The sequence below is a fragment of the Halorubrum sp. DM2 genome (assembly GCF_901686465.1).
Classification (GTDB): domain Archaea; phylum Halobacteriota; class Halobacteria; order Halobacteriales; family Haloferacaceae; genus Halorubrum.
Genome location: NZ_LR594487.1, coordinates 2,402,211 through 2,416,997, shown reverse-complemented (window position 1 = coordinate 2,416,997; position 14,787 = coordinate 2,402,211). Strand labels below are relative to the sequence as shown.

Annotated in this window: 11 protein-coding genes; 2 read left to right on the top strand and 9 right to left on the bottom strand. The window is 71.2% G+C overall.

The genetic code is table 11. The features are described 5' to 3' along the window. Nucleotides 1-271: 271 nt before the first annotated feature. Entirely contained in the window at nucleotides 272-2,413 is a 2,142-nt protein-coding gene (locus QOL69_RS12140) for a DUF7997 domain-containing protein (protein WP_283403379.1), read from the bottom strand. A gap of 104 nt (nucleotides 2,414-2,517) precedes the next feature. On the opposite strand from QOL69_RS12140, the gene QOL69_RS12135 reads away from it, so the two are divergent. After that, entirely contained in the window at nucleotides 2,518-4,920 is a 2,403-nt protein-coding gene (locus tag QOL69_RS12135) for an alpha-amylase family glycosyl hydrolase (RefSeq protein ID WP_283403378.1), read from the top strand. Nucleotides 4,921-5,025: 105 nt separating this feature from the next. Beyond that, nucleotides 5,026-6,081 carry a TrmB family transcriptional regulator gene (locus QOL69_RS12130; protein ID WP_283403377.1) on the top strand — a complete coding sequence of 352 codons (1,056 nt, stop codon included), beginning with the start codon at nucleotides 5,026-5,028 and terminating at the stop codon, nucleotides 6,079-6,081. 70 nt (nucleotides 6,082-6,151) lie between these two features. Here the strand turns inward: QOL69_RS12130 and QOL69_RS12125 are convergent, their stop codons facing one another. The 8 genes from QOL69_RS12125 to QOL69_RS12090 all read right to left on the bottom strand — a co-directional run bounded on the left by QOL69_RS12125 (nucleotide 6,152) and on the right by QOL69_RS12090 (nucleotide 14,466). After that, the gene (locus QOL69_RS12125) at nucleotides 6,152-7,300 is read right to left on the bottom strand and encodes a DUF7551 domain-containing protein (protein ID WP_283403376.1); all 1,149 of its coding nucleotides are present in this window, start codon (nucleotides 7,298-7,300) and stop codon (nucleotides 6,152-6,154) included. Between the two features lie 79 nt (nucleotides 7,301-7,379). Next, the gene (locus QOL69_RS12120) at nucleotides 7,380-7,556 is read right to left on the bottom strand and encodes a hypothetical protein (RefSeq protein WP_283403375.1); all 177 of its coding nucleotides are present in this window, start codon (nucleotides 7,554-7,556) and stop codon (nucleotides 7,380-7,382) included. Further along, the gene (locus QOL69_RS12115; protein ID WP_283403374.1) at nucleotides 7,557-8,813 is read right to left on the bottom strand and encodes an ABC transporter substrate-binding protein; all 1,257 of its coding nucleotides are present in this window, start codon (nucleotides 8,811-8,813) and stop codon (nucleotides 7,557-7,559) included. Between the two features lie 124 nt (nucleotides 8,814-8,937). Next, nucleotides 8,938-9,867: an ABC transporter ATP-binding protein gene (locus QOL69_RS12110; RefSeq protein ID WP_283403373.1), complete on the bottom strand. Its 930-nt coding sequence runs from the start codon at nucleotides 9,865-9,867 to the stop codon at nucleotides 8,938-8,940. Then, complete coding sequence (locus QOL69_RS12105; RefSeq protein WP_283403372.1) at nucleotides 9,868-11,082, bottom strand: FecCD family ABC transporter permease; 1,215 nt, start codon at nucleotides 11,080-11,082, stop codon at nucleotides 9,868-9,870. It abuts the gene before it with no gap. Beyond that, nucleotides 11,079-12,086, bottom strand: coding sequence for an FAD-dependent oxidoreductase (locus QOL69_RS12100; RefSeq protein WP_283403371.1), 1,008 nt, complete (start codon nucleotides 12,084-12,086; stop codon nucleotides 11,079-11,081). The genes QOL69_RS12105 and QOL69_RS12100 overlap by 4 nt, the downstream gene beginning before the upstream one ends. Beyond that, on the bottom strand, nucleotides 12,083-13,348 hold the full coding sequence (locus QOL69_RS12095; protein ID WP_283403370.1) for an ABC transporter substrate-binding protein: 1,266 nt from the start codon (nucleotides 13,346-13,348) through the stop codon (nucleotides 12,083-12,085). The genes QOL69_RS12100 and QOL69_RS12095 overlap by 4 nt, the downstream gene beginning before the upstream one ends. Nucleotides 13,349-13,551: 203 nt before the next feature. Beyond that, nucleotides 13,552-14,466 (bottom strand): serine/threonine-protein kinase RIO2, encoded by a 915-nt coding sequence (locus tag QOL69_RS12090; protein ID WP_283403369.1) that lies wholly within the window; start codon nucleotides 14,464-14,466, stop codon nucleotides 13,552-13,554. Nucleotides 14,467-14,787: the final 321 nt, after the last annotated feature.

Below are 14,787 nucleotides of genomic sequence, written 5' to 3'. Positions count from 1 at the left end.
AGTGCTTACGTCGCGCGTCTTCCTCCTCGCGGCAGCGAGGCGCTACGCGCCTCGGGCAGCCGGCGGCGAAGCCGCCGGCGACTGCCCCTTCGATTCCCGCCCGACAGCTCCGCACCACAACCTCACGCCTCCCCAGCCTCGTCGACCGGTCTCCGCGTTGCTCCGACCGGTCGACTCCCTCGCGCGGTGCTCCTCGCGGTCGCCGCTGGCGACCGCTCGGAGGCACGCGCCACCGCACTTGTTCGTTTATAAGTAGCCGTCCCGTGTTCGGTCAGTCGTCCGCGGCGGCGCGGTCGGCGAACTGCGGGAGTTCGTCGTCGAGCAGCGCGACGGTCGCCAGCCGGATCGCGTGCGGCCAGCCGAGCGGCGTCGCGCTGTCGGGCGTTCCGTCGTCGAAGAACTGCTCGGGGAGGTACGTCGTCGGCTCGCAGAGGCTGCCCCCGGGCGAGACGTGCGCGAGCAGGTCGCGGGCGCGCTCGACCAGATCGGCGGCGCGGGGGTCGTCGTGCGCCGCGAGCAGCGCGGCGAGCTCCGCGCAGGCGTTCGCACCCCACGCGGTCGAGACGGTCCACACCTTCTCTGACGCTTGGCCCGCGCGCCGCCAGCCGTCGCCCTCGTAACGGGTCAGCCCGGTGATCGCGTCGGTCTCGTGGTAGAGCCCGTCGACGACCGTCTCGACGTGCGAGACGAGGCGGTCGAGACGCTCCGCGTCGACCGCGCCGGTCGCGTCCTCGCCGTCGCCCCCGTCGCCCGCCCGTCCGAGCGCGTCGAACGAGCGGTGCGCGGCCGCGAGCCCCAGCGTCGCGGAGTCGAGGCGGTCGTCGATCCCGCCGTCGACCGTCTCGCGGAGCGCGTAACAGCCGCGCTCGGGCACCCACAGGTCGTCGAGCGCCTCGTACACCTCGCGGGCCCGGTCGCGGGCGTGCGCGGCGAGGTCGTCCGGCAGCGACGCGGCACCGGGCACGGCGTCGGGGTCGTCGAGCGCGTCGACGGTCAGCCCCTCCCCGTGGCGGCCGAGTTCGCTGTACGCCTCGAGGAACGTCGCGGCGGTGTGGGTGAACCGACCGGCGGAGTCCTCCCACGCGTTCTGACAGACCACCGGCCGGCCGTCGGGTTCGAGCGTCCGGTCGAGACCCGCGAGTGCGGCGACCAGCGTCTGGTCGAGCCCGTCGACGTCGGTGCCCGCGTCGCGGGCCCGCGCGAGGTACGCGACGACGCTGCCCGTCTGGTCGGCCTGGTAGTCGACGTCCGGCCCGTCCTCGATGCGGGCGTTCGCCCACCCGGGCGCGAGCGCGCCGTCGCGGGGCCACACCCGGTGGGGCCACGAGCCGTCCGGGCGCTGCGTGGCGACGTACATCCGCGCGGAGCGGGCGTGCCGGTCGTCGAGGTCGACGCCGACCGCGTCGGCCGCGCCGAGCAGGAACCCGGATATCTCCGCGTCGTCGCGGAACCACGTGTAGCCGTAGCCGCCGGAGTGCTCGTAGTACGGGTCGAAGTCCGGGCCCGCGATCCGGAGCCCGGACGGCGCGGACAGAAGCGAGAGGACGCGCAGGTCGGCGACCACGGACTCGCGGGCGGGGGCCGACTCCGGGACCGACGGGAGCGCGTCGGCGGCCGCGTCGGCGAGCGCGTCGACGCTATCGAGGTCGGCGAAGAGCGCGTCGAGGCGCTCGCGGGCCGTCTCGCGGTCGGTCTCGCTCCGGTCCGTCAGGAGCGTGGCGACCGTCGCGACCCCGTCTTCGAAGGGCACGTCGGCGATCACCTCGCCGGAGAGGCGCTCCTCCTCGTAGCGGTCGCCGTCGCGGTCGCGGGGGAGGTCGGTCGGGTCCTCGTCGAGCAGTTCGGGGAAGGTGGCCGGGAGCTGGCCGCGGAGGTCGGCGAAGCCGGTCGCGCTCGCGAGGAAGTCGTGCTCGTCGGCGTGGTACACCTCGACGGCGTCGTCGTACCGGAGCTGTCCCACCCGGTCGTCGCGGCCGTCGGGGGCGAACCGGACGTAGACGACGAGCGAGAGGGCGTCGGGGTCGACGTTCGCGTGGCCGTCCTCGCCGACGTCGAGCGTCGCGCGCGTGAGGTGCGCGTCGCCGAGCGTGAGGTCGTGGCGAGTCACCGTCGCCCACGGCGTCTCGTGGACCGTCTCGACCAGCGCGGTGTCGCCGACGTACCGCTGGGTCGTGTCGGCCTCGTCGAGCCACGTCACCTCGCCGTCGACGGCGAGACCGATCCGCGACCGGACGAGACCCGTCTGGCCCGTGAGCGGATAGCCGAAGTCGCGGAGTTCGCCGTCGCCGCCGACGTGGACGAGCCGCCCGTCGCCGCCCGAAAACCGGCCGGAGACGGTGCGCCGCTCGCCGGGGAAGCGCGTCCCGTCGCCGGCGTGGCGCTTGTAGTCGTCGAGCGCGTCGCGAAGCTGCATTACGCGAACACACGCGGTCGCCCGGTATGAAGTTTTGGTGTAATTCTTGTTCACGAGTTTCGAAAACGGAAACCCTCAAGCCCCGGCGAGACGAGAGACCGGGCGTGTACGAACCCGGCCCCCCGCGGACGACGAGCGTCGGCGAGTCGGTCGAGCTTGCGCCGCGGTCCCCGGACCCCGACGGGACGTACCGGTGGACCGTCCGCGACGCGCCCGGCGACAGCGCGCTGTCGGCCGGCGACGGCCCGGACGCGACCGGCCCGCCGAGTTCGGCGACGACGGTCGGAGCGGACGGCTCGAACGGCTCGGAGCGCTCGGACCGTTCCGACGGCTCGGTCGCGGCGTTTCGAGCGGGCGAGACGAGCCGCGACGACGACCCCGTCGTTCACCTCGTCCCCGACGCCCCCGGCACCTACGTGCTCGCGCTCGACGCGCCCGACGGCGTCCACCGCCAGCGGGTGCGCGCCTTCCCCGACGAGCGGCGCGAGACGGAGATCCGAGTTCCGGCCGCCGATCTCGCCGGCGGCGACGGTGAGAGCGGCGGCGACGAGACCGACGACGGCGAGAGCGGCGGCGACGGAACCGACGACGCCGGTATCGACCGCGTCTCGCTTTTGTGGCCGCTCAACGAGAACCGGCTCGCCCGCGACCGGGCCGAGCGCGACGGCGACGACTGGGTCGCGCGGGTACGCGTCCCGCCGGGGAGCCACGGCTTCGCCTTCGTCCCCGACGACGACCGGTCGGCGGCGCACCACGGCGTCTGCGAGGTCCCCGGTCCCGGTCGCCCACGGGTTTCGCTCGACGCGACGGTCGTCGGGACCGACGACCCGGACGAGACCGCCCGGCTCCGCCTGACCGCCGCGGTCGAACCGGCCCCCGCGGTCGACGAGGTCGAGCGCGGCGGCGACCCGGACGCGCTCGACGCGACGTTCCTCGTCGACGACCGCGACGCCGACCCGGAGGCGGTCGCGGCGGTCGAGTCGCGGGCGGACGGTCGGACGCTTGCGGTCCCGCTCGACGAACTCCGGGCCGACGGCGTCGACGACGCCGTCCGGATCCACGCGGTCCCGCACGGCGAGCGGTACGGGGCCGCGGAGACGGTTCGGGTCGAGGCGGGCGGTCGGGGAGCGACCGAGAACGGGGAGGCCGTCGCGGTCAGCGATCCGAACCCGACGCCCGAGTGGGCGGAGTCGCCGACGATCTACGAGGTCTTCGTCCGGTCGTTCGCGGGCGACACGCTCCCCACCACGTTCCGCGAGATCGAGCGCCGGGTCGAGTACCTCGATCACCTCGGCGTCGACACGCTCTGGCTCACGCCCGTTCTCGCCTCGCCGACGGACCACGGCTATCACGTCACCGACTACTACGACACCGCCGCCGACCTCGGCTCCCGCGAGTCGTTCGAGTCGCTCGTCGAGACGTGTCACGACGCCGGAATCCGGGTGATATTCGATCTGGTGATCAACCACACCTCCCGCGATCACCCCGCGTTCCAGCTCCACTCCGCGGGCGTCGACGCCTACGCCGACCACTACCGCCGGACCGACGCCGCCTTCGACGTGACCGGGATCGACTGGGCGCAGCTCGGCGACGGCGACATGCCGGACTACTACTTCGAGTGGGGCCGGATCCCGAACCTCAACTACGACAGCCCGGCGGTCCGCGAGTGGCTGCTCGACGTCGTCGACGAGTGGGCCGGCGTCGTCGACGGGTTCCGCGCCGACGTGGCGTGGGGCGTCCCGCACGGCTTCTGGAAGGAGGTCGCCGACCGCGTCCCCGAGGACGTCCTGCTCCTCGACGAGACCCTGCCGCACGACCCGTTCTACGGCGAGGGAGAGTTCGACCGCCACTACGACACCTCGCTGTACGAGACGCTTCGCGCGGTCGGTGCGGGCGAGGAGCCGGCGGACGCGGTCAAGACCGCCCTCGCCCGCGGCGAGTGGCTCGGCTTCGGCGACGGCGGCCGCTCGCAGATGCGGTACGTCGAGAACCACGACGAGGACCGATACCTCGCGGAGTACGGCCGCGACGCCCTCCGGGCGGCCGCGGCGGTGACGTTCACGCTGCCGGGCGCGCCGATGATCTACGCCGGACAGGAGCGCGGCAACGAGACGTACCGCGGTCCGATCCGGTGGCACGACGGCGACAACGGCCTCACCGAGTTCCACCGCGAACTGGTCGGGCTGCGCGAGGCCGAACCGCTGCTCCGCGAGGGGGAGGTCGCGTTCGACGGTCGCGCGGCCGACGTGCGCGTGGTCGAGGGAGACGCCGAGCGCGTCACCGCCTACGAGCGGACGCCTGCGAGGGGAGGCGACGCCGACGGGCCCGACCCGGAAGACCGCGACGCGCTCCTCGTCGTCGTCAACTTCGGCGCGGAGCCGGCGACCGTCGCCGTTCCCGACTCGGTCGACGCAGACCTGTTCGGTGACGGCGCGGTCCGCGGCGGGGACGGAAGCGACGACGGCGGGGCCGTGATCGCGGTCGACTCGGCCGCCGTCCTCCGGTAGTCGCTGGCGAGGGACGATCCTCGACCGGCGAACGCGGGCGGTCCCGGACCGGCACGGACGGTCCCGGACCGACCCTTATAAGTGCCGCTCGGACCGGGAACGCGTATGGACGACCGGACGCTGACGGACCTCCTCCGACGCTTCGGACTCTCCGACAAGGAGGTCGACACCTATCTCAGTCTGCTCGAACACGGCGAGGCGAAGGCCAGCACCGTCGCCGACGCGGCGGGCGTCTCGAAGCGGTACGTCTACAGCGTGAGCGAGTCGCTCGAAGAGCGCGGCTTCGTCGAGGTGAACGACCACGTCGTGCCGACCACCATCCGCGCGAACCCGCCCGAGGAGGTGATAGAGCGACTACGCTCTGACGTCGACGCGATGCGGCCCGGGCTGGCCGAGCGGTACTCCCGCGTGGAGCGGCAGGCCGAGCAGTTCGAGGTGATCAAGTCGCGGGTCACCGTCCTCAAGCGGGTCCGCTCGCTGCTCGAAGACGCCGACTCCGAGGTGACGCTGTCGCTCACCGCCGGGCAGGTCCCGGAGGTCAGCGAGGCGCTCGCGGACGCCGTGGACCGCGGCGTCCTCGTCCTGCTCGTCGTCTCCGACGCGGACCTCGACGCGGACGACCCCACCCTGTCGGGGGTCGCGAACGTCGTGCGGACGTGGGGCGAGGCGATGCCGACGCTGCTCACCGTCGACTCCGCGGCCGGCGTCGTCGCCCCGCCAGAGCTCCTCCGTCGGTCGACGACCGACCGGCAGGCCATCGCCTTCGCGCAGGAACAGCTCGCGCCGGTGATCGTCGGGTCCTTCCTCGGGAACTACTGGCCCGCCGCGACCGAGGCCCGCGTCGCCGACTCGGCCCCGCTCCCGGCCGAGTACACGAACTTCAGACACACCGTCCTTCAGGCGACGCTGCGGCTCCGCGCCGGGGACCCGCCCAGAGTGACGATCGCCGGCCGGCGGACCGACGACGACGAGCCGGTCGATATCGTCGGCCGCGTCGTCGAGACGAGACAGGGGATGGTGGAGCCGACGAACAACGAGTTCCCGGTCGAACACTCGCTCGTCGTCGAGACCGACGACGGCGAGGTCACCGTTGGCGGACAGGGCGCGTTCGTCGAGGACGTCGAGGCCGACCTCGTTCGGATCGAACCGGACGACGAGTAGGGGCGGACTGCGGGCCGGTCGAGACGCGTGCCGACCGGGACGCGCGCCGACCGCCGTGCGTCCGCCGACACTATTTCTCGGAGGGGATCGACGCGGTTACCGGGCCGCCGTCGCGGACGGGACCGTCCCGAGCGACCCGGAACCACCAGTCCGGGCCGATCGCCTCACTCCCGGCCGCGAGGAGCCCGACCCCGGCGGGCCGGCTCCGCGGGTCCCGTCGCGTCACCGCCAGCGCCACCGGGAGCGTCGGGAGACGACCGTCGGTCGGCGACAACGCGTACCCGGAGACCCGAACCGCCGCGCCGTCCGCGGTCGGAGACCGCGACTCGGGGGGTAACTCTTCGGGGGCGACGCGTTCGTAGCCGTCGACGAGACCGACCGCGGCGAGTCGGTCGAATGCCGCGGGTACCGGGTCCGCTGGCTCCGACCGATCGGAGGCCGATGGCTCCGGCGGATCGGAAGCGGTCGACCCCGACCGATCGGCGGCTGTCGACTCCGCCGGGTCGGGGAGCCGCTCGGCGGCCGCGGACAGCACCGCCGCCTGCGTCTCGGGGTCGAGGTGGCGTTCGAGCGCCGTCGCCATCGCCTCGAGGAGGCAGAGACAGAGGTCGTCCGGGTCGGAGCGCCGCTCCGCGAACGCGAAGTACGCGTCCATCACCGCCGACTCGACGCGGTCGTGGCCGCCGGCGGAGAGCGCCTCGAACGTCGCCGCGGCCGCGGCGTGACAGAACTCGATGCGGTCGCGGTGCGACCCGCGACCGGACGGCTCCGCCCGGCTCGGCTCGTGGGGGTTAGAGTCCGTGTCGCTCTCGGGGCCGTTCCCGTCGCCACCGGCGGCGTCTCCTCCGCTCTCGCCGGGGCGATAGCCGGCGGTCTCCACCACGCGATCGGTCAGCTCTCCCGGCGCGCTGGCGTCGGGGCCGGGGACGAAGCGGTCGAGGCCGCGGCCCTCGGCCGTCGCCTCGGGTCGCGACCCGACAAACTCCTGTCTGACGACGACGTCGTAGAAGGGAAGCTGCGGGTCGTATCGGCGGAGCGCGTCGCGGTACTGCTCCGTCGCCCGGGCGGCCGCGCGGGCGGTCTCTCGGCTGTCGAACCGCAGCCCCGCGGCGGGGACCGGGCGGTCGCCGTACCGCGCGCAGACGAGCGAGAACTCGCCGTCCGCGGCCGCGAGCGATTCGATGTGGTCCGCGATGTCCAGCAGCGTAGTTCCGATCACGGTGGGTTCCTCACGGGCGGGGCGTTCGACGCGGTCCCCCTCGGACGCGAGCGAAGCCGGACGGTTGCGGTCATCCCGGTCACCGACGCACCCGAACCGGGTTGGCCGCGGCGATGAACGGCTCGTCGCCGTCGCCCGCGGCGAACGCGATGTCGCCACCTTCGCCGCGCTCGACGCGCCACGTCGGCAGGGCGGGCACGTCGTAGTCGGTCGGGTCACCGTACGTCGCCGCGACGGCCCACTCGCGGGCGCGCATCTACAAGTCCCCGTTGATGGCGTCCGCGACGCGCCCCCGGTCGAACAGGCGCTCCGCCTCCGGGATCTCCGGGTACGGGCCCTCCTCGTACCGCGGCCACGCGCCGAAGGCGTCGGGGTACAGCTGCTTCGCGGTCATCTCCAGCTGGAAGAGATTGAGGATCGGTCCCTGATACCGAGCGCCCTGCGGGTGAATGCGGTCGTTCTTGACCGCGGTGACCTCCGAGCCGACGGGGTCCTCCTCGAAGGCTGTCCGTCGGCCGGCCATGTCCGTCCCCGGCTCCATGCCGCCGAGGTATAGGATTACGTCGGGGTCGGCGTCGAGTATCGTCTCGAAGTCGATTACGGTCCCGGACTCGATGCTCCCCTCGAAGGCGTCGCGCGGCCCGAGCGGGCGGGTGTGCGCCGTGAGGAAGCCGGGGTTGCTCAGCGTGTACGCGTAGATCTGCTCGATGTCGGCGGCGGCGACCATGATCGCGCTCGGTCGCTCCTCCGCCGGCGGAATGTTCTCGTCGATCGTTGCGAGTAGCTCCTCGCGGACGCCCGCGAGCGCCTCGTAGCGCTCGCGCTCCTGAAACGCCTCGGCGACGAGCTCGAACTGTTCCCACAGGCCGTAGTACTGATAGCCGTCGGCCCACTCGTCGGTCGGTTCTTGGTGTCGGTCGGAGAGGGAGTTCCCGAACCACGGGGAGACCCGCTCGGCGACCTCGTCGATGTCCTCGCGGCTCCACGCGTCCTGTTGAGTGATCCACGCCGGGTCCGCGAGGTGGACGTCGCTGTCGAGGGCGTACAGCTTCTCCTTGCTCGGCTGCCACGAGGAATAGAGCCCCGTCCAGTCGAGCGAGACGCCCGGCAGGCGCTCGACGTACTGGTTCCAGAGCCCGTCGTAGTAGTCCGGCGCGTGCATCGCGGTGATCCCGTCGCTCCGGCCGAGCGCGAACGCCATATCCGCGTGGTGGGTGAGCCGCGTGAACACCGTCTCCGGCGGCGACTCGAACGTCACCTCGCCCATCGGCGCGATGGACGTCGTGTAGCTTCCGTCGACCTTGTCGGTCTCGGCATCCTCGTCCGTGTCGCCCCCGGACCCCGCTGAATCGCCGCCGCCGGAGCCGGTCCCGTCGCCGCCGTCGTCCGCGGAGCCGGCGGCGTCGCCACCGCCGGTACAGCCGGCGAGCAGGCCGCCGAGAGCGGCCGCGCCGCCGTACTTCGCGAACGCTCTGCGGGTCGGTTCGGCTGGTACCTCGTCTCGGTTGGGCATATTTTTAGGCCCACCTAAAAAGACTTAACCCTTCCGATTCTTAGGCCCACCTAAAATAATTCGAGCCGGTCGTCGCTCGGACGCGTCGAGCCGGCTGACCGCAACCTGACCGCGCCGAGCGGGGCTACTCCTCGTGTCGCGCCCGGATCGGCGTCACTCGCGGACCGCGGTCGGTGTCGACGACCTCGGCGTCGACGCGGAACACGTCGGTGAGCAGCTCCTCGGTGACGACCTCCTCGGGCGGGCCGCGCGCTCGGATCTCGCCGTCCTTCAGCGCGACTACCCGGTCGGCGAGCCGCGCGGCCTGTTCGATGTCGTGGAGGACGACGACGACGGTGACCTCGCTCTCGGAGCGGAGCGTCTCGATGATCTCCATCACCTCCATCTGGTGGTGGAGATCGAGGAACGTCGTCGGCTCGTCTAAGAGGAGTACGTCGGTGTCCTGCGCTAAGATCATCGCGATCCACGCCAACTGCTTTTGCCCGCCGCTCAGGCTCCCGACCTCCCGGTCCCGCAGGTGGCCGCAGCCGGCGAGGTCGATGGCGCGCTCGACTGCGCGAGCGTCCTCGTCGGTCGTCCGTTCGAAGAAGCCGCGGTGCGGGTAGCGGCCGTGATACACCAGATCCTCGACGGTGATGCTGCCCGGCGACGTACTCTCCTGTGAGAGCAGTCCGAGCTTCTTCGCGAGCGCCTTCGTCCCCATCGAGTGGACGTCGCGCCCGTCGAGGAGTACCGAGCCGCCCTCGGGTTCGAGCTGGTTCGCCAACCCCTTCAGCAGGGTGCTCTTCCCGGAGCCGTTCGGGCCGACGAGGGCGGTGACCGCGCCCGGCTCGGCCGCGACCGACTCGCCGTCGATCACCGGTTCCGGGGCGGTCGGGTAGCCCAACACGAGGTCCTCGGCGTCGAGGTCGCTCGCGTCTCCCGCGCCGCCCGTTCCGCGGGGTCCGTCCGCGCCGCTCGGGGTGTTCGTACCGCTCGGCTCGGTTGCGCCGTTGGGCTCGCTTACACCGCTCGATTCGTCCGTCTCCGTCGCGTCCGCGTGTTCAGTCGCCATTCAGAGGTCACCCATGTTCTGCTGTCGACGCATCAGGTACAGGAAGTACGGCCCGCCGACCAGCCCGGTGACGATCCCGACCGGGACCTGCGCGTCCGCGCCGGTCAGTACGCTCATCCCGAGGCGCGCCCCGACGTCGGCACCGACCATCAGCGCCGGGCCGACGAACAGGCAGCCGACGATCACCCGCTTGTAGTCGCTACCGACGAGGTTCCGAACCACGTGGGGGACGATGAGCCCAACGAAGCTCACGATGCCCGCCACCGCGATGCTGGCGGCGGCCGCCAGCACGGCGACGCCGGAGAGCGCGAACCGCACCCGCTCTATCGACATCCCCAGCGACTTCGCCGTCTGCTCGCCGAGGAGGAGGAGGTTCAGCTGCCGCGAGCCCGCGAGCGACAGGGTCACCGCCACGAGCGTCCACGGGAGCGCCATCCGGACCTGTTCCCAGTCGGTCCCCGTCAGCGAGCCGGTGGTCCACTGGATCGCCGACTGGACGACGCCGATGTCGTCGGCGAAAAAGAACAGCCCCGTCTGGAGGCTGTTGAAGACCGTCCCGACGATGACGCCCGCGAGCACGAGCCGCACGGGGCTGGTCCCGTTCTTCCACGCGATGGCGTAGACGACGAGGAACGCCACGGAGCCGCCCAGCGCCGCGATGATGGGGAGAAACGCCGAGAGGCCGCCGAACACGACGAGCGTGAGCAGGATCATCAGCCCCGCGCCCGAGGAGACGCCGAGGATGAACGGGCTGGCCAGCTCGTTCCGCGTCACCGCCTGAAAGATCGCGCCCGAGACGGCGAGGTTCATCCCGACGACGACGGCGACGAGCACCCGCGGGAGCCGGATGTTCCAGACGACGAGCGTCTCGCGCGCGAGCTGCGGTAGTTCGCCCTGAAATCCCGTGACCGCCCGCATCAGCTCCTCGCCGAGGAGGAAGTTGAGGAACCACCGCGGATCGAGCAGGACGGCGGGGTCGAGGACGGCCCGCCACGCCTGCCCGACCGTCATCGAGTACGTGCCGAAGCTCACCTGGACGAGTCCCGCAACGACGACGAGGGCGAGGCTCCCCGCGATCACCGCAGCGAGGCGAGGCTCGAACAGCCACCCGAGCCGGTCCCCCTCGACCGGTCGCCGGGGGGAGCCGCCGCCGATCGCCCGACCCTCACCGTCGGCGACGGACCCGCCGTCGGTCCTCGTCTCCCCGCCGTTCATGGCGACGCCTCGTCGGATCGGTCGGCGTTCGGTTCGTCCCCCGCGACGTACGCCGCGACGGCCTCGTCGTCCATCGCGTCGAGCAGCGCGTCGGTCCCGTGGGCGTCGACGACCGCCTCGGGGTCGAGCCGCTCCGCGAGCGCGCGGTGTCCGGCCGCGGCGCGGGCCGCCTCCTCGTCCGCGTCGACGTACGCCGACAGCGCCTCGTCGACCGCGGCCTCCCGGACGCGTGTGAACCGCTCCGAGTCGGGATCGACCGGGCCGTCGGCGTGGCGCTCGTCGAACCACTCGACCCACCGGTCGCGGTCGCTCCACTCGTCGTCGAGTTCGGTCTCCCGGCGGACCCAGTCGACCCCCTCCGCCGCGTCCGGCCACCAGCCGGCGTCGGTCCGGGCGTCGGCGACGACCCGCTTGCCGACCCGCGCGCCGCGGCCGGCGGCGGTGATCGCCTGCCGGTCCGCGTCGGAGGGAGATGCCACGTACAGTCCGTCGACGGGAGTCGTTCCGTCGCGGTCGGCGTACTCGCGGTCGAAGTGCTCGTGGGTCTCGTCGCCGTGGTCGTGGACCTCGAACATCGCGTCGTCGTCGTCGAGCCCGCGGAGGTACTCCCCGTCGTAGCGCGTCGCCGCGATCACCCGGCGAGCCGCGACCGGGTCGCCCTCCTGCGGGCGGACGACGAACCGCGACTCATCGGGGTCGTCGGAGCTATCGGAGTCGTCAGAATCAGCGGAGCCGTCGACGGGACGCTCGACGGACTCGACGAGGTCGTCGACGAGCGCACAGCCCGCCCGCTCCGCCTGCGCGCGCATGAGGTCGGAGAGCGTCCCGACGTCGATGCCGGCCGGGAACCCGGGGTAGTTCCCGAGATGCGCGCAGCGCGCGAGCGACGACCGGCCGCGGTCGAAGACGGCGACGTCGAGGCCGTCGCGCGCCGCGAACACCGCGGCGGCGCAGCCCGCGGGACCGGCCCCGACCACGACGACGTCGCGGTCGTCGCCGCTCATTCCGACCCTCCGCTGACGATCGAGGCGACCTCGTCGCGGTCGAACAGGCGCTCGCCTTCGGGGATGTCGGGGTAGTCGTCGCCGTGTTCGTACCCCGGCCACTCGCCGAACCGCTCGGGGAACAGCTGCTTCGCGGTCATCTCCAGCTGGAACAGGTTCATGATCGGTCCCTGAACCGGGTCGCCGGAGGCGTAGAACCGATCGTTCGCGATCGCGGAGAGCTCGCCGGCGACCGGGTGGTCGGCCAGCTCCTCGCGGACGGCACCGACGTCGTAGTAGGAGGCGATCCCGTACTGGTGGAGGACGACGTCGGGGTCGACCTCCAGCAGCTGCTCGTGGTCGTAGGCCGTCTCGTAGGTGATATCCTCGGCGGCGAACGCGTCGGAAACGTCGAACGGACGCACGTGCGCGTTCGCGAACCCCGGCTCGTCGGTCCGCGAGGGGTAGTAGGTCCCGTCCATGTACAGCAGCGTCGCGACCGTCGGGCGCTCCTCGGCGGGCGGGAGGTCGCTCCGGATCGACTCAAGCAGCCCCTCGCGGACCGCGTCGAGCGCGGCGAACCGCTCCGTCTCACGGAACGCGGCGGCGACGCGCTCGCCGATCTCCGGGAGGGTGTAGTACTCGTACGTGTCGCGGCACGGCTCCGGGGGTTGCGCGCGTCGGCGGCTGTAGATGTTACCGAACCACGGGCCGATCCTGTCGCGGACCTCGTCTACGTCCCCTTCGTCCCAGCCGTCGAAGGAGACGAAGAGGCACGGGTCCGCGAGGTGGAGATCCGAGTCGAGTTCGTAGAGGAGTTCGCGGTCGACGGAGATACCGCCGCCCGACCCCGTGTTGAGCTGCGCGAGACCCTCGCGGTCGAAGGAGACCCCGTCGAGGTCCGCGTAGTAGGCGTCCAGCGTGTTTCCGCCGGCGTCAGCGTCGAAACCGAGGGAGTTGACCGCGTCGCCGTGACCGAGCGCCACCGCGAGGTCGGCGTACAGCAGGCTGTACACCATGACGTTCTCCGGGACGGCGTCGAACTCGACCTCGCCGACCGGCGCGATCTCGGCCGTGTACGAGCCTCCGTCGTCGCTCCCGCTCGGCGAGTCGTCGCCGTCGGAGCCGCCGTTCACGGAGCCGTTTCCGTCCCCGGATCCGGACCCGCTCGGCGTCGACTCGGTGCCGCTACACCCGGCGAGCAGTCCCGCGCCGGCGACGGCCCCGCAGTACCTGATCGCGTCGCGTCGCGTGCCAGCGAGCCGGTCCGCGTCTCGTTCCATGCGGTTTAGGCCACCCTAAAGGATTAAAGCGGTTTCGAATCTTAGGCGAACCTAAACGGTTGCTGCGTTCGTCGATTCCGTGCGAACTCCGGTACGAAGGCGAGCCGTACGGTCTCAACGGGTGGATCTGGTGTGTGCGTTCCGTCGGCGACTTACCGCGACGCGTCCCCGACGAGAACAGGTTTTGTATATCGGTATTTAGTTTATCCGCCGCCGAACGCCCGAACCGTCTCGAACGAGCCGTCGGCGATAGCGGCGGCGATCCCGTCGGTATCGGCGTCTCGGGGCACCTCGTGGGGATACTTCCGGGCGAAGTACCGGAGGAGGTTCTCGACGTCGCGTTCGAGGAACTCCCGGGCGTTCTCGTGGTCGACCGACACCGCCTGCGGCCAGTCGAAGATCGTGACGCCGCTCTCCGCGACCGCGACGTTGTGTTCGGAGGCGTCGGCGTGGACCCAGCCCAGGTCGTGGGCGGTCGCGAGTTCGCGGAGTATTAGATCGAGGACGCCGACCGCCTGCTCGGGGTCGAGCGACGCGCGCGACAGCTCGACGCCCGCGAACTTCTCCATCACGATGGCGTGGCGGTTGTGGTCCACCGGTCGCGGCACGCTCACGTCGGGGTACAGTTCCTCCATCGCCTCGTACTCGCGTTCGGCGGCCTTGCGGGCGGTATAGAGCCACGAGACGTGGTCGCGGTCGGCGGTGTACTCGCGGTCGCGGTTCACCTCGCGGAAGTTGGTGTACCCCTCGCGGTGGTACTTCAAGGCGAGCGGGCGGAACGACTGCGCCTCGTACACGTCGCCCTCCTTGCCGAGCCCGAGCGGCGATCCCACGCCGTCTATCGTCTCGCGCTCGGCGAACGTCCGGAGCGCCAGGGCGTCGTACCCCTCGAAGGTGAGCTGGTACCCCTCGTACTGGATCGTCTTCCGCTCGATCAGCTCCCGGTCGAGACACCGGTCGATGCGGTAGTCGACCTCCTCGCGCGTCAGGTCGGCGTAGTCCGGGAGCTTGTCGCGGCGGACCCACTCCGAGAAGCGCATCCCCTGCTCGACGCCCGAGAGGAGGTAGAAGTCCTCGGGGTCAAGCTCCGCCATGTCGCCGGCGACGTTTCGCACCATACGCGCCCTTACTCCGGCGAATCCTAAAAGGGGCGTGCGTTCGGTGAGAGGACTCGTATAGTACATAGCGCGATACCAAATTGTCTATGTAGTTGAGACTGGCTGTCTCAACGCATATAGTGACAGGGACCGGATTGCTTCAGCGTGACTGGCCTCAATCGACTGTCCTACGGGAGTGCGAATTCACTGCCTGTTTAACGATAAACTTCCTCTTTAAATAAGGGGTGAAAATTAAACATTGGGGGTTTTGACTGTGTAGCAAGGAGTCATCAACATGATTCCCTCACGTAGCGCTGTATTCGGATTCGTGATGGGTATTTC

Coding starts and splice junctions, on each gene's coding strand:
- QOL69_RS12140 (WP_283403379.1), bottom strand. CDS start 2,413: ATGCAGCTTCGCGACGCGCTCGACGACTACAAGCGCCACGCCGGCGAC.
- QOL69_RS12130 (WP_283403377.1), top strand. CDS start 5,026: ATGGACGACCGGACGCTGACGGACCTCCTCCGACGCTTCGGACTCTCC.
- QOL69_RS12120 (WP_283403375.1), bottom strand. CDS start 7,556: ATGCGCGCCCGCGAGTGGGCCGTCGCGGCGACGTACGGTGACCCGACC.
- QOL69_RS12115 (WP_283403374.1), bottom strand. CDS start 8,813: ATGCCCAACCGAGACGAGGTACCAGCCGAACCGACCCGCAGAGCGTTC.
- QOL69_RS12110 (WP_283403373.1), bottom strand. CDS start 9,867: ATGGCGACTGAACACGCGGACGCGACGGAGACGGACGAATCGAGCGGT.
- QOL69_RS12105 (WP_283403372.1), bottom strand. CDS start 11,082: ATGAACGGCGGGGAGACGAGGACCGACGGCGGGTCCGTCGCCGACGGT.
- QOL69_RS12100 (WP_283403371.1), bottom strand. CDS start 12,086: ATGAGCGGCGACGACCGCGACGTCGTCGTGGTCGGGGCCGGTCCCGCG.
- QOL69_RS12095 (WP_283403370.1), bottom strand. CDS start 13,348: ATGGAACGAGACGCGGACCGGCTCGCTGGCACGCGACGCGACGCGATC.
- QOL69_RS12090 (WP_283403369.1), bottom strand. CDS start 14,466: ATGGTGCGAAACGTCGCCGGCGACATGGCGGAGCTTGACCCCGAGGAC.